A 22,738-nucleotide genomic window follows, 5' to 3' on the forward strand; every position below is an offset into this window, starting at 1 on the left:
GCTTCGCATTCATGTCCACACGTCCTCAACGTGACGCCGGGTTAGAGCCCTGGCCGATTTCTCCGACGGCCCTGCTGTGGCTGCTGATCGTGTTCGCGCTGGTCTGGTTCGGCGTGCTGAATCTGCGCCACCTGATCTCCAGCGACGAAGGCCGCTACGCCGAAATGGCCCGCGAAATGCTGGTCACGGGCGACTGGGTCACACCGCGCTACAACGGATATCTGTATTTCGAGAAGCCGCCGTTCCAGACCTGGATGAACGCACTCACGTTCATGGTCTTCGGTCTCGGTGACTGGCAGGCGCGTCTGTGGACGGCGCTGACCGGCTTCGGCGGCGTGCTGCTCGTGGGTTATACCGGCCGTCGTGTGTTCAGCGCCCGGGCGGGCTTCTTCGCCGCGCTTGCACTGGCAAGCGCGCCGCTGTGGAGCCTGCTCGGTCACTTCAACGTGCTCGACATGGGACTGTCGTTCATGATGACGCTGGTCCTGTGCTCGCTGCTGCTTGCGCAGCGCCCCGGCCTCACCGACACCCAGACGCGTAACTGGATGTGGTTGTGCTGGGCCGCGATGGGGCTGTCGATCCTGAGCAAGGGCCTGATCGGCGTCGTGCTGCCCGGTGCCGTGCTCGTGATCTACACCCTGATTGCACGCGACTGGGCCTTGTGGAAGCGCCTGCATCTCGTGAGCGGCCTGATCGTGATGCTCGCCGTCACCGTGCCATGGTTCGCCGCTGTGATGTCGCGCAATCCGTCGTTCTTCGAATTTTTCTTCATCAACGAGCACTTCAACCGCTTCCTGAAGCCGGACCACAACCGCCCGGGCGCCCTCTGGTACTTCGTGCCGGTGCTGATCGTCGGTTTCCTGCCGTGGCTGTCGATGATCCCGCGCGCCTTCGCCGGCTCGCGTGCCATGCCGCGTCAGGCGAACGGCTTCCGTCCGGTGCTGATGATCACGGTCTGGGCCGTCTTCATCTTCTGCTTCTTCTCGCTCTCGCACTCGAAGCTGATTTCGTACGTGCTGCCGATCGTGCCGGCCATCGCCATGCTGTTCGGTCTCGGACTCGCCGGCATGACCCGCGAGTCGCTGCGCAAGCACCTGATCGTGTCCGTCGTGCTGTTCGTGGCGACGATCGTCACGGGCCTCGTGTTCCTCTCGCATCATTCCGACAGCCGTAACCCGGTCGAGGCCTATCGCGCGTTCACGTATTACCTGTATGCGGCGAGCGTGGTCGGTCTGATCGGCATCGGCATCACGCGCTGGCTGAGCACGCGCAGTACCAAACAGGCGCTGATCGCCTTCGCCGGCACGTGGCTGGCTTTCGCGATGATCGGTGGATCGGGTCACGAAGCGTTCGGACGCGCCAGCTCGGGTGTGGATCTGGTGCCGGCCGTGCGCGCGGAAATGGACCGACTGGGGCCGGACACGCCGTTCTACTCGGTCGGCACGCTCGATCACACGATGCCCTATTACCTGCGTCAGCCGATGATCATGGTCGCGGTGCAGGACGAGCTTGAGTTCGGCATCTCGCAAGCGCCGGATAGCTGGGTGCCCACGCTGGAGAAGTTCGTGGATGTCTGGATGGCCGATCCGAAGGCGCTCGCGCTGGTCGATCCGGAGAAGTTCACGGTACTGGAGACGCTCGGCCTGCCGATGAAGGTCATTGCGCGCGATAACCGTCGCGTCATCATCGAGAAGCCGACGGATGCGGCGTCCGCTAATGGCGGTACACCTGCCGAAGCCCACTCAACAGCTCCGGCAGCGTCGTCGCCCGCCGCCAACTGATCGACAAAGCACAACGAAAAACGGCTGAGCACGGTGACTTCCGTCTCAGCCGTTTTTCTTTTGGGTCAATGCCTTGGCGCATTGACCTCAACGAATTACTTCGCTTTCTTCTTGACGCCCGCGGGCTTGGCGTTGCCGACCGACACCCCTGCCTCGGCCGTGAGCATCAGGAAGGTGAAGGTCTCTTCCAGATACAGACGAACCGTCGTGGCCGTGTGATCGAGGTAGCCGATGGAGACGTCCTGGCCGATGTGCATCTCGTAGTCGCCACCGCGCGTCGAGACGATACAACCGCCATCGATCGCCGGCGCCCAGATGATCTCGCCGCTCACGATATGGCCGATGTGCTCCAGAATCGGGTAGCCCTGATCGTTCGCTTCTGCCACGGCCGTGTAGGCATCGGCACCCAGCAACACGCTGTACGGACCGTCGACACCTTCCAGACGCAGTTGTTCGAGCGCCTTGGCGATTACGGTCGGGTAATCGGCGATGTTGTCGGGCAACGGCAGCACCGGGTTCGACGTGCCCTGACGCACGCCCGTGATGCGGGCCGCTTCATAGCCGTCGAAAATGGCACGGTCTTCGGCATACGCCAGCTTGATCGCGGCGTCCTTGGCCGGTTGCCAGTCGGAGTCGTTCGCGCCGCGCTCGACATCGTCGATGGCTTCGCGCGACAGCTCGAACGGCACACGCAGCGCCACGAGCGGCTTCACTTCGCGCTGACGTGCGCCCACGCCGTCGAGCGGCGCATCGATGGACGTCTGATGACCGGTGCCGACGCCCGCGAGCGCCAGACCGCCCGGGCCTTTCACGTCGACCACACGACGGGCGGCCACCGTACGCTTGAATGTGCGGGCCACCTCTTCTTCGATCTGCGCCCACGCGGCGCTCGAAATGGGGGCCAGTTCGCGATGCAGGTTATTCATGCCTGAGAAACTCCTTTGAGCGATCCGATTTGCAGCGAGCCATCCGCGGGTGCGGGGCTTGCCTGATGAGAAGCCTGAGCGTCGAGGACCTGCACGCTGGAAGGCTGTGCGTCGATCAACGTCTTGATAACCTGACCGGCGCCGGCCGCGGCCGCCACCGGTTCACGCTCGGCCAACGATTCCAGCAGTGAGGCCGAGGGCACGAAGAACAGCCCGCCGGTCACCGCCGTGCTGAAGTCCAGCAAGCGATCGTAGTTACCGGGCGGCTTGCCGACGAACATGTTCTCCAGCATCTGCTCGATGGGCCACGGCGAGCGCGCGTAGCCAATGAAGAACGTGCCGAACTCGCCCGAGCCGGGGCGGCCGAACGGCATGTTGTCGCGCAGGATCTTCACTTCCTTGCCGTCGACTTCAAGCGTGGTGAGCGCGCTGTGCGAATTGCTCGGCTTGACGTCCTCGTCGAGCTCGACGTCCGAGAACTTGGTGCGGCCGATGATGCGCTCCTGCACCTCCACCGGCAACGCATTCCAGCCCGTCATGTCGTGCAGGTACTTCTGCACCAGCACATAGCTGCCACCGGCGAAGTCGGGGTCTTCGTCGCCCATTACCGTGAAATCGAGCGCTTCCTGGCCCTCGGGGTTCTCGGTGCCGTCGACGAAACCGATCATCGCGCGCATGTCGAAATAGCGGAAGCCGTGAACCTCGTCGACGACGGTCACGGCGTCGCCCAGCTTGTTCAGCATGAGCGTGGCGAGGTCGAAGCACAGGTCCATCTGCTCTGCGCGGATGTGCAGCAACAGATCGCCTGGGGTGGCCGGGGCGTGACGCTTGCCGGCACCGAATTCGCGGAACGGATGCAGCTCCGCCGGGCGCGGGTCGCCGAACAGGCGATCCCAGGCGTTGTCGCTGAAACCGACTACGCACGACAGATTGCCGCTCGGCACGCGCTTGCCGACCGAGCGGACATACGCGGCGGCATCGGCACACCAGTTGCGAACCGCGGCGTGTGCGGCGTCGTCGTCGCGAACGGTGGCGACGAGGAAGATGGCGCTACGGGTGACGGTGCCGGAAACGGGTTGAGGTTCGGGGGCAGGCTCGGGAGCAGAGGCGGGGCGAGAAATCGGACGTTCGATCATTGCTTTCCTGCTTGGGACTTGAGTTCTTGCCGCTGACGAGGGCCAAATCCGGTCGGCAAACCGACCGAAGGCTATCGGACAGTGACTTTTGGTGTGTCAACTTTATAACGCAACACACCGTAATATGCCACTCCCATCGACATCTCCGCTACCGGGCCCTTGTGCGGCGCGGGTTTGCGGGCGGCCGCATCAATTCTGTCAATTTCGCCATATTCGCGCCATTTTGGCGTTGGTGGCGCGCCCATAACATGGCGGCGTTCCTTCCGGTACCGGTGGCGCCCGCGTGCGCATTCACCGGACGGCCCTTGTTCCGTACGCCTGCGACTGCGCCCGAGCGCGTCTGAATCATGTGGATTGTCAACGTTGCGCTCAAACGGCCTTACACGTTCATCGTGATGGCCATTCTGATTCTGCTCGCCACGCCGCTCGCGCTCCTGCGCACGCCCGTGGACGTGCTGCCGGAAATCAACATCCCGGTCATCAGCATCATCTGGACCTATAACGGGTTGTCCGCACAGGACATTGCCGACCGGATGATCTCCGGCAACGAACGCGGGTTGACGACCACCGTCAACAACATCGAGCACATCGAGTCGCAATCGTTGCCCGGCATCGGCATCATCAAGATCTTCCTGCAACCGACGGCCAACATTCAGACGGCCATCGCGCAGGTCGTCGCCGTCGAACAGGCGCAGGTCAAGCAGATGCCGCCGGGGGCCACGCCGCCACTGGTCATCAGCTATTCGGCCTCGTCGATCCCGGTCATGCAACTGGGTCTGTCGAGCCCGAGCCTGTCGGAGCCGGCACTCAACGACACCGCGCTCAACTTCCTGCGTCCCCAGCTCGTCACGATTCCGGGGGCGGCCGTGCCGTACCCGTATGGCGGCAAGACACGTCTGATCTCGGTCGACATCGACACGCGCGCCCTGCTCGCCAAGGGCCTCACGGCGCAGGACGTGGTCGCCGCCGTCAACGCCCAGAACCTGATCCTGCCCACGGGTACCGCCAAGATCGGGCCGCGCGAGTACACCGTCGACATGAACGGTTCCCCGCCGACGGTCGAAGGGCTGAACAACATTCCGGTGCGCACCGTGGCCGGCGCCACGACCTATCTTCGTGAAGTAGCGCACGTGCGCACGGGCTTCTCGCCGCAGACGAACATCGTGCGGCAAAACGGCCAGCGCGGCGTGCTCATGTCGATCATGAAGACCGGCGATGCCTCTACGCTGTCCGTCGTCGATTCACTCAAGGCGCTGTTGCCCGAAGCCCGGGCGGCCTTGCCTGCCGACCTGCATATCTCGGCGCTGTTCGACCAGTCGGTGTTCGTGAAGGCCGCCGTGCAGGGCGTGATTCACGAAGCGCTGATCGCCGCCGCGCTCACGGCCGCCATGATCCTGCTGTTTCTCGGCAACTGGCGCAGCACCTGCATCATCGCCATCTCGATTCCGCTCTCGATCCTCTCCTCGCTGCTCGCGCTGCATGCGCTCGGCCAGACGATCAACATCATGACGCTAGGCGGACTGGCGCTCGCGGTGGGGATTCTGGTCGACGACGCGACGGTGACCATCGAGAACATCGAGCGGCATTTACACATGGGCACGCCGCTGCATCAGGCGATTCTCGACGGGGCGGGGGAAATCGCCGTCCCCGCGCTCGTCTCGACGCTGTGTATCTGTATCGTCTTCGTGCCGATGTTCTTCCTGACCGGCGTGGCGCGCTACCTGTTCGTGCCGCTGGCCGAGGCCGTGGTGTTCGCCATGCTCGCGTCGTACGTGCTCTCGCGTACGCTGGTGCCCACGCTGGCCATGCTGCTCATGGGCCACGCCCATCCGAGCGATCCGAACGCCAGACCCGGCATGTTCCGTCGCATCTATCTGCGCTTCGATGCCGGCTTCGAGCGCATGCGCGGCGCGTACATCGTGGTGCTGTCCACGCTGCTCGTCCGCCGCCGGGTCTTCGCCACGGGCTTCCTGGCGTTCTGCGTGCTGTCGATGGGGCTGGTGTTCGCGCTGGGCGCAGACTTCTTCCCGTCGGTCGATGCGGGCAACATCCGCATGCACATGCGGGCGCCGACCGGCACGCGTATCGAGGAAACGGCGCGTCTGGCCGACGAAGTCGAGAAGGTCGTGCGCGAAGTGGTTCCGGCGAACGAACTCGAAACCATCCTGGACAACCTCGGCCTGCCCTACAGTGGTATCAACCTCTCCTATAGCAACTCCGGGACGATCGGCACGCTCGACGGTGAAATCCAGATCGCGCTGACGCCGGACCATCATCCGAGCGCCAGTTACATCGACAAGCTGCGCGCCGTGCTGCCGCAACGCTTCCCGGGCGTGGAGTTCTTCTTCCAGCCGGCGGACATCGTCACGCAGATTCTCAATTTCGGCCTGCCCGCCGCCATCGACATTCAGATCAGCGGCAACCAGCAACTGGCGAACTTCGATGTGGCGACCAAGCTGCTCAAGCAGGTGCGTCAGGTGCCGGGCACGGTCGACACACACATCCAGCAACGGGTGAACTCGCCGACGATTCACCTCGACATGGATCGCACGCGGTTGCAGCAGTTGAACCTGAACGCCAATGCCGTCGCGCAGAACGTGCTGATCTCGCTCTCGGGCAGCTCGCAGACGTCGCCGGGCTTCTGGTTCAACGAACAGAACGGCGTGGAGTACAGCCTGTCGGTGCAGTCGCCGCAGTACCGCATCAGTTCGATGGACGATCTGCTGCGTCTGCCGGTCGCAGGCACGGCCAATAACGGCCAGCCCCAGTTGCTCGCCAACTTCGTGAAGGTTGAGCCGACGCAGCGCTTTGCCGTGGTGAGTCACTACAACATCCGCCCGGTCATCGACATCTTCGTGAGCGTGGAAGGCCGGGATCTGGGCAGCGTGGCGAGCGACATCGACAAGCTCGTGACGCAGGCGCGCAAGGATCTGCCGCGCGGCAGCCAGATCGTCGTACGCGGTCAGGTCAGCACGATGCAAAGCTCGTATCTGGGGCTGGGTATCGGCGTGGCGATGGCCATCGTGCTGGTCTACCTGCTGATCGTGGTGAATTTCCAGTCGTGGGTCGATCCGCTCATCATCGTGAGCGCCCTGCCCGCCGCCCTCGCCGGCATCGTCTGGATGCTGTTCCTGTCCGGCACGCGACTCTCGGTACCGGCGCTGACCGGCGCCATCATGACCATGGGGGTCGCCACCGCCAACAGTATTCTCGTGGTGGCCTTCGCACGGCAGCGCATGGAGGCCGGCATGGCGCCGCTCAAGGCCGCGCTGGAAGCGGGCGCCAGCCGGATTCGTCCGGTGCTGATGACCGCGCTGGCCATGATTATCGGGATGGTGCCGATGGCGCTGGGCCTCGGCGAAGGCGCCGAACAGAACGCGCCGCTGGGGCGTGCCGTGATCGGCGGGCTGATGTTCGCTACGGTCTCGACGCTCTTCTTCGTGCCGCTGGTCTTCGCGGGCGTTCATACGCGACTGGCGCGCCGCAAGGCGCGGCGAGCGGGCGGCACATCGGCACCGGCGCAAGGCGAGAGCCATGACAGCACAGGACACTAACGATCGCGCTGGCCGCGCCAATCGTATCGCGTGCAACGAGCGCATCGAACGAGATAGCGCGGCCCCAAGTGCCCGAGGCGCAAAAACCATCGCCTCACCTACCAGATATCAAGATTTGACGGGTTGAACGACATGACCGAGAAACATCACGCCGAACTGGCCATTCCCGAGCACGATCCTGCCGACGGCCGGCAGTTGCCCCCGCGTCACGGCGAATTCCGGCGCGCCAAGATCGCGCTGATCATCGTCGCCCTGCTGCTGGTCGCCGGCGCGGCACGCACCACCATCTCCAACGCGCTGCAACGCCGCGACGTCGCCGATGTGACCGCACAAAACGCAAAGCAGTACGTGAGCGTGGTCACGCCGCAGGCCACCGAAGCCAGCGAAACGCTGCTGCCCGCCACGCTGCGCGGCGCCGTCGAGTCGCCGATCTACGCCCGGGCGACGGGCTATCTGCTGCACCGTTACGTCGACATTGGCGCGCGGGTGAAGCAGGGCCAGTTGCTCGCCGACCTCGATACGCCGGAAATCGATCAGGAACTCGCGCAGGCCATCGCACAGCGCAATCAGATCAGCGCCAGCCTCGGCCTCGCCAAGTCGTCGCTCGATCGCTGGCAGCAACTGCGTCAGCGCGACGCCGTCTCGCAACAGGAGCTCGACGAGCGTCAGAGCACGTACACGCAGGGCGTAGCGAACCTTGCCGCCGCCGACGCCAACGTCAAGCGGCTTCAGCAACTGGAGTCGTTCAAGCGAATCGTCGCCCCGTTCGACGGTGTGATCACACAGCGCAATGTCGACATCGGCGACCTGATCGCCGCAGGCAGCGGCAGCAGTCAGGCGCTGTTCTCGCTGGCGCAGACCGATCCGCTGCGCGTCTACGTGCAGGTGCCGCAGGCGTATGCGCAAGGCGTGGCCGTCGGCCAGCCGGTCATCGTCACGCAGGCCGAACTGCCGGGCCAGCACTTCCAGGGCAAGATCACCCATGTGTCGGGCGCGATCGACGTGACGACGCGCTCGCTGCAAATCGAAGCCGCCCTGCCCAATCCCGACGGCAAACTGCGCCCCGGCGCCTACGTGCAACTGGCCTTGCCGAGCGCCGTGCAGGCGCACCTGAGTGTGCCGGCCAACGCCCTGCTGTTCCGTGCCGAAGGCCCCCGCGTGGCGGTCGTCGACGATCACGGCGTGGTGCATCTGCAAAAAATCGTGATCGCCAAGGATCTCGGGCAGTCGCTGGAACTGGCCGACGGCGTGTCGCCGACCGACCATGTCATCGTCAACCCGAGCGACTCCATCGACGACGGCGATCATGTGCAGGCCAAGGCGCTCGCCGTGAAAGGGGGTTCGGGGGGCAAGCCCAAGAGCAGCAACGCGAAGCCGCAGGGGGATCAGTCGTGAGCCCGGCCATTCGTCCGGAAGTCCGCACGCCAGGGCGTCCGATCGTGCGCCGCGCGCGACGTGGCGCGACACGGCTTGCCACGGCCGCGCTTTGCGTCCTGCTCGGCGCCTGTGCGGTCGGCCCGGACTATCACCGCCCGGAGGTCTCGACGCCCGCCGACTGGAAAACGGACGGTTTCTGGAAGCTCGCGCAACCGTCGCACGCAGCGTTGCAGCCCGACTGGTGGAAGGCGTTCCAGGAACCGGCGCTCGATGCACTTGAAACCCAGGCCCTCGCGCAGAACCAGACGCTCGCCGCTGCCGTCGCGCACTACGATCAGGCACAGGCGACGCTCTCCGGCATCTCCGCGCAACGGTTGCCGGAAGTCGATGCGTCCTTCGGGCTGGCACGCCAGCGCATTTCGGCGAACCGGCCGGTGACGAGCTATTCGTCGAGCAGCATGTCGACGGTGCAGAACAACGTGCAGTTGGGTCTCGGCGTCAGTTACGACACCGACCTGTTCGGGCGCATCCGGCGTCAGGTCGAGGGCGCGCAGGCGTCTGCCGAACAGGCGGGCGACGATCTGGCGAACGCGCGTCTGGTGCTCACGACGCAACTGGCGACCGCGTACTTTCAGCTGCGTGCGCTGGATGCCGAGATCAAGGTGCTCGACCAGTCGGTCCTGTTGCAGCAGAAGGCACTCGACTACGTAAGCGCTCAGCACGACCTGGGCGCGGTCTCGGGCCTCGACGTGCTCCAGCAGCAATCCCAGCTCGATTCGACGCGCGTGCAGGCGCGCTTGCTGCACCAGCAGCGCGATCAGTACGAGCATGCGATTGCCGCACTCGTCGGCGTTCCCGCCCCGGCGTTCTCCGTGGCCGAAGGGCCGCTGCCGAAGGCGTTGCCGCCGATTCCGCTGGGTGTGCCGAGCGACATCCTGCAACGACGCCCCGATGTCGCCTCGGCCGAACGCAGCATGGCCGCCGCGAACGCGCAGATCGGCGTGGCAAAGGCCGCGTTCTTCCCCAGCCTGATGCTCAATCCGGGCATTGGCTGGCAAAGCACCGAGTTCGCCAATCTGCTCTCCGCACCGAGCTTGTTGTGGACGCTGGGCACGCTCGCGTCGCAGGCCATCTTCGACGGCGGACGGCGTCAGGCCAACGTCGACTTCGCCAGCGCCGGCTATCGCGGCGTCGAGGCGAACTACCGCCAGACGGTGCTCACCGCGTTCCAGCAGGTACAGGACGGCGTGACCGGCTTGTCGGTGCTGGACGCTGCCGCACGGGAATCTCGCGCGGCCGTCGTCGACGCCGAACGTCTGCTCAGCCTCGCCAACGACCGCTACTCCGGCGGCCTGACGGCCTACCTGAGCGTGATTACGGCGCAGCAGGCGGCGCTCGCGAGCGAGCGTCAGGACGTACAGATTCGTGGCCAGCAACTCGTGCTGTCGGTCGCGTTGGTCAAGGCGCTGGGTGGCGGATGGCAACCGTCCGAGACCGCTTCCGCCTCGTCGGCCGACGCTCCATCTGACTCGTATAATGCGCAAAGATGAGGGGACGACATGAAAGTACTGATCGTTGAAGACGAACAAAAGGTAGTGGACTATCTGCGCGCCGGCCTGACCGAGCAAGGCTGGGTGGTCGACGTGGCGCTCGATGGCGAGGAAGGTACGCATCTGGCGCTGGAGTTCGACTATGACGTGATCGTGCTGGACGTCATGCTGCCCAAACGCGATGGCTTCGCCGTGCTGGGGTCGTTGCGCGAGCGCAAGTCGACGCCGGTCATCATGCTCACGGCGCGCGATCACGTGAACGACCGGGTGCGCGGCCTGCGCGAAGGGGCCGACGATTACCTGACGAAGCCGTTTTCCTTCATCGAACTCGTCGAGCGCCTGCACGCCCTCGCCCGCCGTACGCGGGTGCAGGAGTCCACACTGATCTCGGTCGGCGACCTGTTCGTCGATCTCATCGGACGCCGCGCCACGCGCGACGGTCACCGTCTCGACCTCACCGCCAAGGAATTCCAGTTGCTGTCGGTGCTGGCGCGCCGTCAGGGCGATATTCTCTCGAAGACGGCCATTACCGAACTGGTCTGGGACGTCAACTTCGATAGCCACACGAACGTCGTCGAGACCGCCATCAAGCGCCTGCGCGCCAAACTCGACGGCCCCTTCACCACCAAGCTGCTGCATACCGTGCGCGGCATGGGCTATGTGCTGGAGGTTCGCGAGGCGTAAGCTGTAAGCCCGCCCACGCGAACCCGCGCCCGAACGCTACCGTGAAACACTCGATCTCCCGCCGCCTTGCCGCCATGTTCGCCGTTGTGGCGCTGTCGGTGTTCGCGCTCGTGGGTGCGGCGCTGTATCTGGTGTTACGCGTGCAACTGGAGCGTCACCTGCGCGAGTCGCTCGACGACCGTGCGCAGATCGCCCACATCATCGTCTATCACGGCGGCACCCCCGAGAAGTGGCAGATCGTGCGGGAGAAACTGAGCGACATGACCCCGCGCGACGGCACCACGACCTATTCGGTCACCAGCGACGACCCGCGATACACGTTCGGCACGCCCGTGGGCGGCATGTTCGTCAAGCGACTGTCCAACGGGTACGTACGGCTAAGCCCCGACAACGGCGGCGACGACATGCTGACCACGCGCGAGATTCTGCCGCCGTATGGCACGCGTCCTGCCGTCGCCCTGCAAGTTGCCGCGAGCTACGCCCCCAACGAGCAGACGTTGCGGGCCTTCGGCCTGAGTCTTGCCGCGCTCTCGGGGCTGGGCGCACTCGGCGTGCTGCTGCTGACCTTCTCCGTCACGCGTCTCGGCCTGTCGCCGTTGCGGCGGCTCACGCGCGAAGCGTCCGAAATTCGGCCCGACAACCGGAAGCAGCGCCTCGTGACCCGCTCGTTGCCCGTCGAACTCGACGATCTGGCGCACTCGTTCAACGGTGCGCTGGCCCGGCTCGACAGCGCTTACGAGCGACTTGAATCGTTCAACGCCGACGTGGCGCACGAGCTACGCACGCCGGTCACCATCCTGATCGGGCAGACGGAAGTCGCGCTCACCCGCGACCGGCCGGTCGAGGAACTGCGTGTCTTGCTGCAATCGAACCTCGAAGAACTGGGGCGCATGCGCACCATCATCAACGACATGCTGTTCCTGTCGCGCGCCGATCAGGGCGAACGCGCCACGGGCCTCACTGCCGTGTCGCTTGGCAGCGAGGCGGCGCATACGCTGGAGTTTCTGGAGATTCCGCTGGAGGAGGCGCAGGTCAGTGCGCGTCTGCACGGCAGCGCGTTCGCACACGTCAACAAGGCGTTGTTCGGCCGTGCGCTGGCCAATCTGGTCATGAACGCCGTGGAGCATTGCGCGCCGGGCGCCAACATCGACGTACGTATCTCGCCGAAACCGGACGACGCGCGGCAAGTGCATATCGAAGTCGTCAACCCGGGGGCACCGATCCCGCCGGACGTGCTCAAGCACCTGTTCGACCGGTTCTACCGGGCGGAGGCGTCGCGCACGAACAGTCGCGAGAATCATGGGCTGGGACTGGCGATCGTGAAGGCGATTGCCGAAATGCACGGCGGGACGGTGTGGGCGCGCAGCGCAGACGGCTTCAACGCGTTCGGCTTTTCCGTGATCGCCAAGGCGGGCGGTAAGGACGACGACGGAACGCCTGCGCCGTCGCCTGCTACCGATGCGCCGCCATCATCGGCGCCGACATCACTGGCGCGTCAAACGCCGTGACGGCCGAGGTTGTTCGCCTGCGACATGGCATGCGGCGTGAAACCGGTCAACGTCTCGCCCAAGGCTTCCCGAGCGTAGGCTGCGGCCACCGTCATCTGCGCAAGACGCGCACGTAGCTCCAGATTTTCCCGCTCGAGATGGTGGACTCGCTGCATGGCGTCCGCCACATCGGCGCCATCACCGAGCGCATGATGACTCTCGGGCATGGCGTCGAGCAACGTCATGGCCCGCGCCAGATTCTGCTCCAGTTGCTGCGCCCAGACCGCGCCGCCGACCCCCGACATTGCGCCAAAGGCGGGAATGGCGGGCGTTTCAAACATTGCGCGCGCGCGAACGATGGCCTTTTGCACCGTACCGGCGCTCGGACGGCGCGTGACGCCCGACTGCGCCATGAAACGCAGATAGGTTTGCGCCCCGTAAATGCGGTGCGCGGCTTTCCATGCGTCCGCCAGGAACGCATCGAGGAAGGCGGGATTGTTGTGAGGGTGTGCTGCGTCCGCATCGCGTGCGGCACCAAGCAAGGCAGCATAGGTTGCATCGTCGAACTTCAAGGCGGACCGTGCCATGGCGATCTCCGGGTGCTTGCCGTATCAGGGGGGACGTTGTGCGCCGATGCGCCGGGTGGCGCACCGACAACACCACGTTGACGACAGTCATGCAGTCATGACGGCTGCGGGCAGCGCGCCGCAGCCGTCAGACGATACTCAGGGCTTCGGTGCCGATGCCGGAACCGGCGGGACTCGCGGCTTCGACGTGCGCTTGGCCGACGGATCGGGCGTCACGGCAATCGCAACGGCTTCGGTGTAATTCACCGTGACGGCGTCGCCGACCTTCACGCCTTCCAGCAATTTCGGATCTTCGACGTTGACGTCGACAGTGCGCTGCGGGCCGCGCAGCGTGACGACATTCGACTTGCGATCGATGCGCTGCACCGTGGCCACCACCTTCAGATTGCGTGCGGCGTCGGCAGCAGGCTTCTCCCCCGGTGCGGCGCGATTTGCGCCTTCGGTCACGACACGGCTGCGAATGCCGTCTCCCGGCGCCACGGAAATCGCGACGGAACGCTCGTACGCGACGATGATCTTGTCACCCTTACGCAGTTGCTCGAAGTTCTGCACCGCCGGGCCAACCAGAAACGTCACCGGTTTGCCCTGTTCGTCCGCGACTTTGATACTGCGATTCTTCACGTCGACGCCGAGCAAGGTTGTGCGATATTCGACAACGCCACCTGCAACGATTGGCGCCGGACGTGCCGCATCCTGCGCATGAACCACCGTTCCCAACGACAGCAGACCTGCCAACATCATGGCGTTCGCGAGCTTCATGGTGAGTCCTTTTGTTATCGAAGAATGCGATTCCCGCATCCGGGATCGCAAATTAGTTAATTATCCGAACTAAAACAACGGGAATTCCCGACCACGTAGAAACCCGTACGTTTCCATCGGATAGTAACAAAATAATTCAAAGCTGCAAGTTCGTTCTGAATTGCATGCCAAATATCGCAATCTATTCTTGTAATTTAAATTACCCGGAATTTTCCATACATGAACGCCGAATTCCCGAATTATGGGGAAAATAAGTATCGCGATTTGATGTAGATCAGTACTTCTCGTCAACTCCGGCTGCGATAGATTCACCGAGAACGGAAAACCGGATACACCTTGTTACAAAAATACTTACGAGTTTCAAGTAATTCTTAATCCATTCGGATGATCTTTTCGAATCTTGACAGTTTGCAATCCGAATCACTATCCTGATTCAATGCCCCCCGTCCAATGCCGCACAGGCATTGCTTTGCCGGTGTCGTGCCAGCACGTCGTTGTCGTCCCGTTCAATTTCAACATTCGAATGAGGTCACACAGTGCCTTTCCCCGACTCTCGCCGGGCTTCCCGGCAGCACCTCCCCCTCGCCGTTGCGCTCACCCTGCTGACCGGAGCTCTGCTTGGGGCCGCGCCCGTGCTGGCGCAGGCGCCCGGATCAGACAGCTCGACACCGGTTCAGGCGATGCCGGAAATGCAGCAAGGGGCGGTCGATGCGCTCACGAAAATGAGTCGTTATCTGCGTTCGCTCAAACGCTTTCATGTCGATGCCGATACCGTCACGGATGCCGTGTTGAGCACCGGACAAAACATCGGCTTCCTGCATCACACTGCGCTTTCCGTTCAACGCCCCGATAAAGTGCGTGCCGTGGTCAGCGGACAGGCGCGCCATCGTGGCTTCGTATACGACGGCAAAACCTTCACGCTTTACGAGCAGTCGCAGGGCAAACGTTTTTACAGTCAGGTTGGCGCGCCACCGACCATCGATGCATTGATTCGCGATATCGATGAGAAGTACCACGTCGGCATGCCGCTCGCGGATCTTTTCTATTGGGGAATGGATCCCGACGATGCGGCGCAATTGCGCTCGGCACTGTTTATCGGGCTTGACCGGGTCGGTGGCGAATGGTGCAACCACTACGCATATCAGCAACCCGATGTCGATTGGGAATTGTGGATCAGCGCCGGCTCGCGGCCGCTGCCGTGCCGCTTCGTCATCACGGATACGTCGCAACCGTCGCGCCCCCGGCACTCGGTGAATTACCGCTGGAATGTGAACCCGACCTTCCCTGCGGGCACATTCACCTACACCGTACCGGCAGGCGCGCAACGCATCGAAATGCGCCCGCCGTCAGCCGCAACGCAGGACGAGCCTGTGACGGGAGGTCAGCGATGATGCGAACGACCTCACGCCCAACGGCCACAGCCGATTCGCGCAAACCACGCATCGCTGCCGTGGCCCGTGCCACCTGTCTGGCCGCCGCTGCGGTACTTGTGCTGACGTCGACGGCCAGCCATGGCTTCGGTTTTCGCGGCGGTGCGCGCACCAGCCTTCACGGCGGTGGCGGCGGTTTCCACGGCGGCAGCTTTCAGGGGGGCGGCGCGTCCCATCAGGGCAATCTGAGCGGCGCCACACGAGGCGGCATGCCGGCGCATGCCAATACCGCTGGCCCGCCAAATGGCGGCGGGCAATCCCACGCCGGTGGGCAGCCGCCGGGGCCGGGACCACAACCCGGCCCGGGCCCGCACCCGAACCCCGGGCCCGGACCAAGTCCTTCGCCGAATCCCGGTCCCGGGCCGCACCCACCCGGACCACCGCCCGGGCCGGGACCCGGACCGGATCCCCATCCCCCGGGACCACCTCCCGGACCGGGGCCAGGGCCGGGGCCACATCCACCGGGACCACCGCCGGGGCCAGGGCCACATCCTCCCCCGCCCCCACCCCCTCCACCACCGCCACCGCCACCGCCTTATTGGGGCTGGGGTGGAGGATGGTATGACCCGGTCGCCGCAGCCGTGACGATTGGCGTATCTGCCGCCATCATCGGCTCGACCGTGGCGTCGCTACCGCCCAGTTGCGTCGGTACCGTGGTCAATAACGTCGCCTATCAGCGCTGCGGCTCGACGTGGTATCAGCCGGTGTACTCCGGCACCACCGTCCAGTTCGTCGTAGTGCCGGCGCCTCATTGAGACGCAACCTCAATCCTCCATCGATCCCCTGACTTCTACGGCGCCGGAGACGCAAGCCGGCGCCGTCCCTCCCCCGGCACACCCGCATGCTTGTGGACGACATGGCGAGAACGTTATGCTTGCGCCCATGAACCGTCGCATTCTCATTGCCCCCGAAGAGATCGAACTGACCGCCATGCGCGCACAAGGCGCGGGCGGGCAGAATGTCAACAAGGTCTCCAGCGCCATTCACCTTCGCTTCGACGTAATGCGCTCGTCGCTCCCCGACGAGGTCAAGACACGTCTGCTTTCCCGTCTCGATCACCGCATCACGCAGGACGGCGTGATCGTCATCAAAGCGCAGCAGCATCGCTCGCAGGAACTCAATCGCGCCGACGCGCTTGCCCGTCTGCAAGCGCTGGTCGATGCCGCCGCCGTCGCGCCGCGGCGTCGCGTGGCCACGCGTCCCACGCTGGCCAGTCAGGTGCGTCGCAAAGACGCCAAGCAGGTCCGTTCACGTGTCAAAGCCTCGCGCGGCAAAGTCCACGCGAGCCGCGACGATTAATGTTTATTTTTATTGGCATTTTCCCGTAAAAGCTAATTTAAATTAGCATTTCAGCAATACCGCGCCTGAGAAATGCTAATATAAAGCATCATTTCTCACAAAAAGCGCATCATCATGAGCTTTATGGAACCCCTGATTGCGGCACGCAAAGACGCCGGACTGACGCAGGCCGAGCTGGCTGATCGCGCCGGGCTGTCTCGCATGACCGTGCAGAAAATGGAGTCCGGCGCACTCGACCCGCGTCTGTCGACACTGCTTGAAATGGCACGCGCCCTCGGCCTCGAGCCCATGCTCGTGCCCGCCGGCCTTCAACAGGAGGTGGAAGCCTTCCTTCGCTCCGGCGGCAAGTTCCTGGCGCAGCCGAGCGGTGTGTCCGCCCCGCCTTCCATCGTCGAAACGCTCGGTCGATAGCGCCGCGTCCAGGGCACATCGCCACTTGCGCAGCGCCACCGACCGCACCGACCGACAGGGACTCTCGCCATGAATATCAAATACTTACGCGCGTATCTGCATCAGCCTGACGGGACACGCCGCCCCATCGGCTATCTCTCGCAGTACGGCGACATTCTCCGGATGTCGTTCGACGAGGACTACATCGCCGACGCCCGGCGGCCTGTGCTTTCGCTCGCCTATCGCGGCGCCAACGAAACGGCGACGCGCGAAATTCTGGCGTCACCGCAGGACGTGCGTCTCGTTCGAACCGACGGCCGCTGGCCGGTGTACTTCGAGAACCTTCTGCCGGAAGGCCACAATCGCGAACGTCTCGCGGCCGAACGTCATTGCAGTCCCGACGACGAATTCGAACTGCTCGCCGCCGCCGGGCACGACCTGATGGGCGCACTCGAAGTCGAACCCGTGCCCGCGCGCGAAGGCGTGCCCGATGTCGTGCACCGCTGGCATACGGCGCTGGGCCTCGAAATGGTCGAACCGGGCTTCGTCGATACGCCGGTGGAAGACGCCGCGTCGCTGCCCGGTGTCGTGACGAAGTTCTCCGCGATCCGCGACGGGCGCCGCTACATCGTGAAGCGCCGGGGCCGGGCAGGCTCGGTCATCCTCAAGTTGCCGACTACGCGCCACCCCGATCTCGTCGAGAACGAATTCACGGGCTACCGGCTGTGCGGAGCGCTGGGGCTCGATTGCGCGCAGGCCGAAATCATCTCTCGCCACGATGCCGATCTGCCGGAGCAGGTGCCGTTCGAGCACATTCTCGCGGTGCCGCGTTTTGACCGTCTGCCGGATGGGCGACGCCTCCATATGGAAGAATTCGCGCAGGTGCTGCAATACCCGCCACGCAGCAAATACGGGCGTGGCCTCGATATCGACTACACCACCATGCTGCGCGTGCTCGATCAACTGTCGGGACAGCCGGTACGCGATGTGCGCGAATTTCTGCGCCGCCTGATCGCGTTCATCCTGCTCGGCAACACCGACGCCCATCTCAAGAACTGGGCGCTGATTTATCCCGATGCACAGACACCGCAATTAGCACCGGTCTACGATCCGGTGTGCGTCGCTGCGTTTTTCCAGGACGTGCCGCCATCGCACTACGGTGTGAACCGCGCCATCGACAAAACGCTGCGTGCCTTCGATTGGCCGGCGCTCGAAGCGCTGCTCAAGGGCGCGGGGCTGCTGCGGGTCGGCCGACTAATGACAATCGCACGCGAGACGGTGCGCGATGCGCAAGCCGACTGGCCCGCATTACTCGACGATGCGCCGAATGCCGTGCGCGCGACCGTGCTCGAACGCCTGAACGGCGGTGTGGCGCTGACGGCCTGATCCCTCGCCCCCGAATGCGCCATGGGTCTCGCCGACCTGATTGACGCACCTATCAAAATTAATACCCGGATAATATTGCAATTCAAATAACACCCGGGTATTATTCGCCGGTATCGACACTACGTCATCGTTACCGGAGTCTGCCGTGACACATTCCTCGCTGGGTTACACCGTCTTTCGCGACAAGCGCCGCATTGCCGCCGGTTCGCTTGCCGACGCCGCCATCGCTTTCCAGCAGGCGATGCTCGCCGACCCTAACGCGTCCGTCATCATCTTCGACAACCTGACGGGCGACACACGCGACGTCGACGTGCGGGGTACCGCCGCCGACATCCGGACGCGATATCCCGCTCCGGAGGCCGTCACCCCGGACGCAGCGCCCGAATCCGACGACGCCCCCAAAGGCCGCGGCCGTCCAAAGCTCGGGGTCGTCGCCCGCGAGGTCACCCTGCTCCCGCGTCATTGGGACTGGCTCGCCGAGCAACGGGGCGGCGCCTCCGTCGCCTTGCGCAAACTCATCGACGAGGCGCGCCGCGCCAACGCCGAGCGCGACATGCTGCGCCGCGCCCAGGAGCGCGCGTACAGCTTCATGTCGACGATCGCCGGCGATCTGCCGCAATTCGAAGAAGCGTCTCGCGCCCTCTTTGCGAGCGACTTCGGAGCGCTTGAGACCCGCATCGCCGAATGGCCTGAAGACGTGCGTTCGCACCTTATGCGTCTCACGTCCACGGGCGATCTGACCGACGCGACACCATAAGCCACACCGGGCGCGCACGACCCGCGCGCAAGTTCACCCAGGCATAAGGGACGAGGACGACGCAACGTCTTCGTCGACCGCAGCGCTTCAGGACGCCCTGAAGCGCTCGGACACTCACGCCCTGACGATCTTGCGCCAGCCCCGCTAACCCTTTGATTTTACGACTCACCGGGCGGACCGCCGTCCCGGATGGGCCCCGCTTTGCCTGTCGTTTTCATTCACCGCGTTCACCAAGGAAAAGGAATCATGACGCCATCCACCGCAGCCCCCGCTCAACCGCCACAGCCGCCCAGGCCGCTCTGGAAAACCTGGTTGCTCATCGCCGTGCCGATGATGCTGACCAACGCGCTTCAGTCGCTCGCCGGCACGGTCGATGGCATTTACCTCGGGCACCTGATCGGCACCGATGCCATCGCAGCCGTCTCCGCGTTCTTCCCCGTCTTCTTCTTTCTTCTCTCGATCGTGATCGGCTTGTCGGCCGGTGCGACGGTGATGATCGGTCAGGCGTGGGGGGCAAAGGATCTGATTCGCGTGCGCCACATTGCGGGCACGGCGCTCGTGATGATGTTCGGTGCGGGCGTCGTCATCAGCGTGCTCGGCGGCATGTTCGCCACGCCGCTCATGCAAGCGTTCGGCACCCCGGAACCCGTGTTCGATGCCGCCACGTTATACGCACGCGGCATGCTCATCGGCATGCCTATCGTGTTCCTGCTCTGGCTGACGACATCGATGAGCCGTGGCACGGGCGACGCCCTCTCGCCGCTCTTCGCCTTGCTCATCGCCACGCTGCTCTCACTGGTTCTGACACCGGCGTTCATCTTTGGCTGGGGGCCCTTCCCGGCGCTCGGCGTGGGAAGTGCCGTGGCCTCGACGCTGCTCGCGTTCACGGTTGCGCTGATCTGGATGGGGATGTACTGGCGACGCAAAGGCCATCCGCTCGCGCCCAATCGCGAGCTTTGGCATGCCCTGCGATGGCATCCGGCGCTCGCTCGCGGCATCTTGCACATCGGTGTCCCGACCGCCATTCAGATGCTGACGATGGCCATGGCGGAAATGGCGCTGCTCAGCATGATCAATCGCCACGGGGCGAATGCGACGGCGGCGTATGGGGCCGTTACGCAAGTGATGAGCTGGTTGCAGCTTCCGGTCATGACGCTGGGCATCACCGCATCGATCCTCTGCGCACACGCCATCGGCGCGGGACGCAGCGAACGCATCGGCGCCATCGTATGCACCGGCCTGCTGTGCAATCTCGGACTGACCGGCACGCTCGTCATCCTGGTCTATCTGATTGCCCCCACGATCCTGCATGGGTTCCTGACCGATCCCGACGTGCGGACACTGGCCACGCACCTGCTCTACATCGTGGCGTGGAGTGTGCTGGTGATGGGCACCACGGCCATCCTGACCGGTGCGATGCGGGCGAGCCGCAAGGTGTGGGTGCCGACGCTGCTTGGCATGATCGGACTGCTGGGCATCGAAGTGCCTGCCGCGTGGATGTTCGAGCGGATCGCCGGACTCACCGGTATCTGGTGGGCGTATCCGCTCGCGTTCATCGCCATGCTGGCGATGCAGGGGATGTGTTATCGGGCTTTCCGGCGCGCGTCGTGCCGCGCCCAGAAGAACATGACCATGCCTGCGCAGGACAGCAAGGCACCGACCCAACCGGTCGACGTCCAGCCGTAACCCGCGCTGATGGCCAGGCCGCCGAGCCACGCGCCGGCGGCATTGGCCATATTGAACGCCGAATGATTGAGCGCCGCCGCGAGCGTTTGTGCTTCGCCGGCCACGTCCATCAAGCGAATCTGCAACGCCGGGCCGATGATGATGATCGTGCCGATGGCCAGCACGTTGGCGCCAGCCAGCCACGGGTTCGCCGACGTGAACGTGAAAGCGACCAGCAACAGTGCCGACCAGATCAGCGTGCCGCCAATGGCGCGCATGAGCGACGCGGCGGCCACCAGACGCGGCCCCACGATCGTGCCGCCCACCATGCCGACACCGAAGAGCGCGAGATAGAACGGCACCCACGTTTCGGGCACGCCCGCGACCTGCATGAGCGTCGGCTTGATGTAACTGAATACGGCAAACATACCGCCGAAGCCGATCGCCCCGATGCCCAGCGTGAGCCAGACCTGCGAATTGCGCAGCGCACCCAGTTCGCGCAGCGGGCTGGCGCCGTGTGGCGCGGGAGCGTCCGGAATCCAGCGCCAGACGAGCAACGCCGTCAAAGCACCAATCACGCCGACCATGACGAACGCGGCGCGCCAGCCGAGCCACTGACCGAGACCGGCCGCAATCGGCACACCGAAGAGCGTCGCGAGCGTCAGCCCCAGCATCACCTGGCCTACCGCGTGAACGCGGCGATGCGGCGGCACGAGCGATGCCCCGACCAGCGCCGCCACACCGAAGTAAGTGCCGTGCGGCAGACCGCTCAGGAATCGCAGAATGATGAGCGAGATGTAGCCCGGCGCCATGGCGCTCGCGAAGTTGCCGACGGCAAACATCGCCATCAACGCAATCAGAAAAGCGCGACGCGGCAGACGCACGCCAAGCACCGCCAGCACCGGTGCACCGATGACGACACCCAGCGCATACGTGCTGATCGCGTGCCCCGCCTGCGGAATGGTGATGTCCAGACCTTTGGCGACGTCAGGCAACAAGCCCATGATCACGAACTCACCGGTCCCGATACCGAAACCGCCCATGGCGAGCGCCACGAACGACAACCACACGGGAATGGACGATGACGGCAAGGCTTCGGACGCCTCGGCGGGGAGGATTTGGGGGGCACTCATGGGAATTCGATCAGGGCAGCCAGTGGGGGACTGGCGAAGTTTGTCGGGCGGCGGCACGGGGTGCACGTCCGTCCAAAGACGCCGATTTTACGCCAACCCTGCAATTCGTGCAGGCGCAATACTGCAACGCAACATCATCAAAACGTCACAATTACGCGCAATTTGCACCGATTCGACAAGTATTTCACCGCACCGCAATATTGCGACAATCAATGCCCGGACGGGCAACGCTTCAGGACAGCGCCGAGCAAAAAAAACCGGCCCAGTGGGTGGGCCGGCAAGCTACGGTTGCGCTCCGGTTGCGGGAACCGAATGCAATCGTATTGGGGGTCTGCGGGGCGCTGCGGCGTGGTCGGCCGTGCGCCCCGGAACGTCGGTCAATGGTGCTTCTTCGAATGCCACTGACCGGACTTGTCATCCTTTTCATAGGTTTGTTTCACAGCGCTCCATGCCACTTTGTGCGCCGTCTCCTCGCGCGATTCATGACCGCGCCGCTCTCCGGGATCCTTGTATTCGTCCCAGGCGGAATTGAATGCCTTGAGATAGATCTCCTGAGCGTGCGCCGGCAGGTGGTCTTTCACGCTGGCCGGCAATTCATGTGTCTGTCGATACGGCATGACGGGTTCTCCTTGTGCGGGGTCAGATATGCCCCATCACCACGAGCAACACCACAATCAGCACGATCAGCCCGATACCCCCTGACGGGTAGTAACCCCATCCCCGGCTATGCGGCCAGGCGGGTAACGCGCCAACCAACAACAAAATCAGAACAATCAACAAAATGGTGCCAAGCATGACTTTCCTCCCTTGCCGAGCCGACGGTGCATGGCCCTCGAT

21 protein-coding genes are annotated in these 22,738 nt (G+C 64.2%); 13 read left to right on the top strand and 8 right to left on the bottom strand.

Features of this window, described 5'->3' with window-relative positions:
- Positions 1 to 11: 11 nt before the first annotated feature.
- A complete protein-coding gene (locus C5N93_RS24570) occupies positions 12 to 1,781 on the top strand; it encodes a glycosyltransferase family 39 protein (RefSeq protein WP_242561296.1) in 1,770 nt (589 codons plus the stop codon).
- A 95-nt stretch (positions 1,782 to 1,876) separates the two neighbouring features.
- Here the strand turns inward: C5N93_RS24570 and C5N93_RS24575 are convergent, their stop codons facing one another.
- Positions 1,877 to 2,707 (bottom strand): family 1 encapsulin nanocompartment shell protein, encoded by an 831-nt coding sequence (locus C5N93_RS24575; RefSeq protein ID WP_069343791.1) that lies wholly within the window; start codon positions 2,705 to 2,707, stop codon positions 1,877 to 1,879.
- The gene (locus C5N93_RS24580) at positions 2,704 to 3,843 is read right to left on the bottom strand and encodes a Dyp-type peroxidase (RefSeq protein ID WP_242561297.1); all 1,140 of its coding nucleotides are present in this window, start codon (positions 3,841 to 3,843) and stop codon (positions 2,704 to 2,706) included. The genes C5N93_RS24575 and C5N93_RS24580 overlap by 4 nt, the downstream gene beginning before the upstream one ends.
- Before the next feature lie 347 nt (positions 3,844 to 4,190).
- On the opposite strand from C5N93_RS24580, the gene C5N93_RS24585 reads away from it, so the two are divergent.
- From C5N93_RS24585 to C5N93_RS24605, 5 genes are all read left to right on the top strand, one after another.
- Positions 4,191 to 7,397 (top strand): efflux RND transporter permease subunit, encoded by a 3,207-nt coding sequence (locus tag C5N93_RS24585; RefSeq protein WP_242561298.1) that lies wholly within the window; start codon positions 4,191 to 4,193, stop codon positions 7,395 to 7,397.
- 132 nt (positions 7,398 to 7,529) lie between these two features.
- Positions 7,530 to 8,792 (top strand): efflux RND transporter periplasmic adaptor subunit, encoded by a 1,263-nt coding sequence (locus C5N93_RS24590; protein ID WP_242561299.1) that lies wholly within the window; start codon positions 7,530 to 7,532, stop codon positions 8,790 to 8,792.
- Positions 8,793 to 8,836: 44 nt separating this feature from the next.
- Positions 8,837 to 10,324, top strand: a complete 1,488-nt coding sequence (locus C5N93_RS24595) for an efflux transporter outer membrane subunit (RefSeq protein ID WP_242561410.1) — start codon at positions 8,837 to 8,839, stop codon at positions 10,322 to 10,324.
- A 9-nt stretch (positions 10,325 to 10,333) separates the two neighbouring features.
- Positions 10,334 to 11,008, top strand: coding sequence for a heavy metal response regulator transcription factor (locus C5N93_RS24600; protein WP_069343788.1), 675 nt, complete (start codon positions 10,334 to 10,336; stop codon positions 11,006 to 11,008).
- 41 nt (positions 11,009 to 11,049) lie between these two features.
- A complete protein-coding gene (locus C5N93_RS24605) occupies positions 11,050 to 12,516 on the top strand; it encodes a heavy metal sensor histidine kinase (protein WP_242561300.1) in 1,467 nt (488 codons plus the stop codon).
- Here C5N93_RS24605 and C5N93_RS24610 read toward each other — a convergent pair.
- Both C5N93_RS24610 and C5N93_RS24615 read right to left on the bottom strand, forming a co-directional pair.
- Positions 12,504 to 13,082: a hypothetical protein gene (locus tag C5N93_RS24610; RefSeq protein WP_242561301.1), complete on the bottom strand. Its 579-nt coding sequence runs from the start codon at positions 13,080 to 13,082 to the stop codon at positions 12,504 to 12,506. The two genes, C5N93_RS24605 and C5N93_RS24610, sit on opposite strands and share 13 nt — an antisense overlap.
- Before the next feature lie 138 nt (positions 13,083 to 13,220).
- Positions 13,221 to 13,841, bottom strand: a complete 621-nt coding sequence (locus tag C5N93_RS24615; protein ID WP_069343785.1) for a hypothetical protein — start codon at positions 13,839 to 13,841, stop codon at positions 13,221 to 13,223.
- A gap of 536 nt (positions 13,842 to 14,377) precedes the next feature.
- On the opposite strand from C5N93_RS24615, the gene C5N93_RS24620 reads away from it, so the two are divergent.
- Entirely contained in the window at positions 14,378 to 15,232 is an 855-nt protein-coding gene (locus C5N93_RS24620; protein ID WP_242561302.1) for a DUF2092 domain-containing protein, read from the top strand.
- Positions 15,233 to 15,243: 11 nt separating this feature from the next.
- Here the strand turns inward: C5N93_RS24620 and C5N93_RS24625 are convergent, their stop codons facing one another.
- Positions 15,244 to 15,492 (bottom strand): hypothetical protein, encoded by a 249-nt coding sequence (locus C5N93_RS24625; RefSeq protein WP_242561303.1) that lies wholly within the window; start codon positions 15,490 to 15,492, stop codon positions 15,244 to 15,246.
- A 360-nt stretch (positions 15,493 to 15,852) separates the two neighbouring features.
- Between C5N93_RS24625 and C5N93_RS24630 the strand changes: the two genes are divergently transcribed.
- The 6 genes from C5N93_RS24630 (at position 15,853) to C5N93_RS24655 (ending at position 20,789) form a co-directional block, all read left to right on the top strand.
- A complete protein-coding gene (locus C5N93_RS24630; RefSeq protein WP_242561304.1) occupies positions 15,853 to 16,026 on the top strand; it encodes a hypothetical protein in 174 nt (57 codons plus the stop codon).
- 127 nt (positions 16,027 to 16,153) lie between these two features.
- Positions 16,154 to 16,570 (top strand): alternative ribosome rescue aminoacyl-tRNA hydrolase ArfB, encoded by a 417-nt coding sequence (gene arfB / locus C5N93_RS24635; RefSeq protein WP_069343416.1) that lies wholly within the window; start codon positions 16,154 to 16,156, stop codon positions 16,568 to 16,570.
- A gap of 123 nt (positions 16,571 to 16,693) precedes the next feature.
- Positions 16,694 to 16,981 (top strand): helix-turn-helix transcriptional regulator, encoded by a 288-nt coding sequence (locus tag C5N93_RS24640; protein ID WP_240493616.1) that lies wholly within the window; start codon positions 16,694 to 16,696, stop codon positions 16,979 to 16,981.
- Between the two features lie 69 nt (positions 16,982 to 17,050).
- On the top strand, positions 17,051 to 18,346 hold the full coding sequence (locus C5N93_RS24645) for a HipA domain-containing protein (RefSeq protein ID WP_242561305.1): 1,296 nt from the start codon (positions 17,051 to 17,053) through the stop codon (positions 18,344 to 18,346).
- A gap of 145 nt (positions 18,347 to 18,491) precedes the next feature.
- Entirely contained in the window at positions 18,492 to 19,103 is a 612-nt protein-coding gene (locus C5N93_RS24650; protein ID WP_242561306.1) for a DUF2239 family protein, read from the top strand.
- Between the two features lie 246 nt (positions 19,104 to 19,349).
- The gene (locus tag C5N93_RS24655) at positions 19,350 to 20,789 is read left to right on the top strand and encodes an MATE family efflux transporter (RefSeq protein ID WP_242561307.1); all 1,440 of its coding nucleotides are present in this window, start codon (positions 19,350 to 19,352) and stop codon (positions 20,787 to 20,789) included.
- Here the strand turns inward: C5N93_RS24655 and C5N93_RS24660 are convergent.
- From C5N93_RS24660 to C5N93_RS24670, 3 genes are all read right to left on the bottom strand, one after another.
- A complete protein-coding gene (locus C5N93_RS24660) occupies positions 20,687 to 21,811 on the bottom strand; it encodes an MFS transporter (RefSeq protein ID WP_240493618.1) in 1,125 nt (374 codons plus the stop codon). The two genes, C5N93_RS24655 and C5N93_RS24660, sit on opposite strands and share 103 nt — an antisense overlap.
- 467 nt (positions 21,812 to 22,278) lie before the next feature.
- Positions 22,279 to 22,518 carry a ChaB family protein gene (locus tag C5N93_RS24665; RefSeq protein ID WP_150720099.1) on the bottom strand — a complete coding sequence of 80 codons (240 nt, stop codon included), beginning with the start codon at positions 22,516 to 22,518 and terminating at the stop codon, positions 22,279 to 22,281.
- Between the two features lie 22 nt (positions 22,519 to 22,540).
- Entirely contained in the window at positions 22,541 to 22,696 is a 156-nt protein-coding gene (locus C5N93_RS24670; RefSeq protein WP_083254058.1) for a DUF3309 family protein, read from the bottom strand.
- Positions 22,697 to 22,738 lie beyond the last annotated feature (42 nt).

Source organism: Pandoraea sp. LA3 (genome assembly GCF_022696215.1).
GTDB lineage: Bacteria > Pseudomonadota > Gammaproteobacteria > Burkholderiales > Burkholderiaceae > Pandoraea > Pandoraea capi.

Excerpts from the sequence above, each read along its gene's own strand:
- C5N93_RS24590 (WP_242561299.1), top strand. The coding sequence starts at position 7,530 with ATGACCGAGAAACATCACGCCGAACTGGCCATTCCCGAGCACGATCCT.
- C5N93_RS24600 (WP_069343788.1), top strand. The coding sequence starts at position 10,334 with ATGAAAGTACTGATCGTTGAAGACGAACAAAAGGTAGTGGACTATCTG.
- C5N93_RS24625 (WP_242561303.1), bottom strand. The coding sequence starts at position 15,492 with ATGCGCCGGCATGCCGCCTCGTGTGGCGCCGCTCAGATTGCCCTGATG.
- C5N93_RS24640 (WP_240493616.1), top strand. The coding sequence starts at position 16,694 with ATGGAACCCCTGATTGCGGCACGCAAAGACGCCGGACTGACGCAGGCC.
- C5N93_RS24610 (WP_242561301.1), bottom strand. The coding sequence starts at position 13,082 with ATGGCACGGTCCGCCTTGAAGTTCGACGATGCAACCTATGCTGCCTTG.
- arfB (WP_069343416.1), top strand. The coding sequence starts at position 16,154 with ATGAACCGTCGCATTCTCATTGCCCCCGAAGAGATCGAACTGACCGCC.
- C5N93_RS24665 (WP_150720099.1), bottom strand. The coding sequence starts at position 22,518 with ATGCCGTATCGACAGACACATGAATTGCCGGCCAGCGTGAAAGACCAC.
- C5N93_RS24575 (WP_069343791.1), bottom strand. The coding sequence starts at position 2,707 with ATGAATAACCTGCATCGCGAACTGGCCCCCATTTCGAGCGCCGCGTGG.
- C5N93_RS24655 (WP_242561307.1), top strand. The coding sequence starts at position 19,350 with ATGACGCCATCCACCGCAGCCCCCGCTCAACCGCCACAGCCGCCCAGG.
- C5N93_RS24615 (WP_069343785.1), bottom strand. The coding sequence starts at position 13,841 with ATGAAGCTCGCGAACGCCATGATGTTGGCAGGTCTGCTGTCGTTGGGA.
- C5N93_RS24570 (WP_242561296.1), top strand. The coding sequence starts at position 12 with ATGTCCACACGTCCTCAACGTGACGCCGGGTTAGAGCCCTGGCCGATT.
- C5N93_RS24580 (WP_242561297.1), bottom strand. The coding sequence starts at position 3,843 with ATGATCGAACGTCCGATTTCTCGCCCCGCCTCTGCTCCCGAGCCTGCC.
- C5N93_RS24645 (WP_242561305.1), top strand. The coding sequence starts at position 17,051 with ATGAATATCAAATACTTACGCGCGTATCTGCATCAGCCTGACGGGACA.
- C5N93_RS24670 (WP_083254058.1), bottom strand. The coding sequence starts at position 22,696 with ATGCTTGGCACCATTTTGTTGATTGTTCTGATTTTGTTGTTGGTTGGC.
- C5N93_RS24660 (WP_240493618.1), bottom strand. The coding sequence starts at position 21,811 with ATGGGCGGTTTCGGTATCGGGACCGGTGAGTTCGTGATCATGGGCTTG.
- C5N93_RS24585 (WP_242561298.1), top strand. The coding sequence starts at position 4,191 with ATGTGGATTGTCAACGTTGCGCTCAAACGGCCTTACACGTTCATCGTG.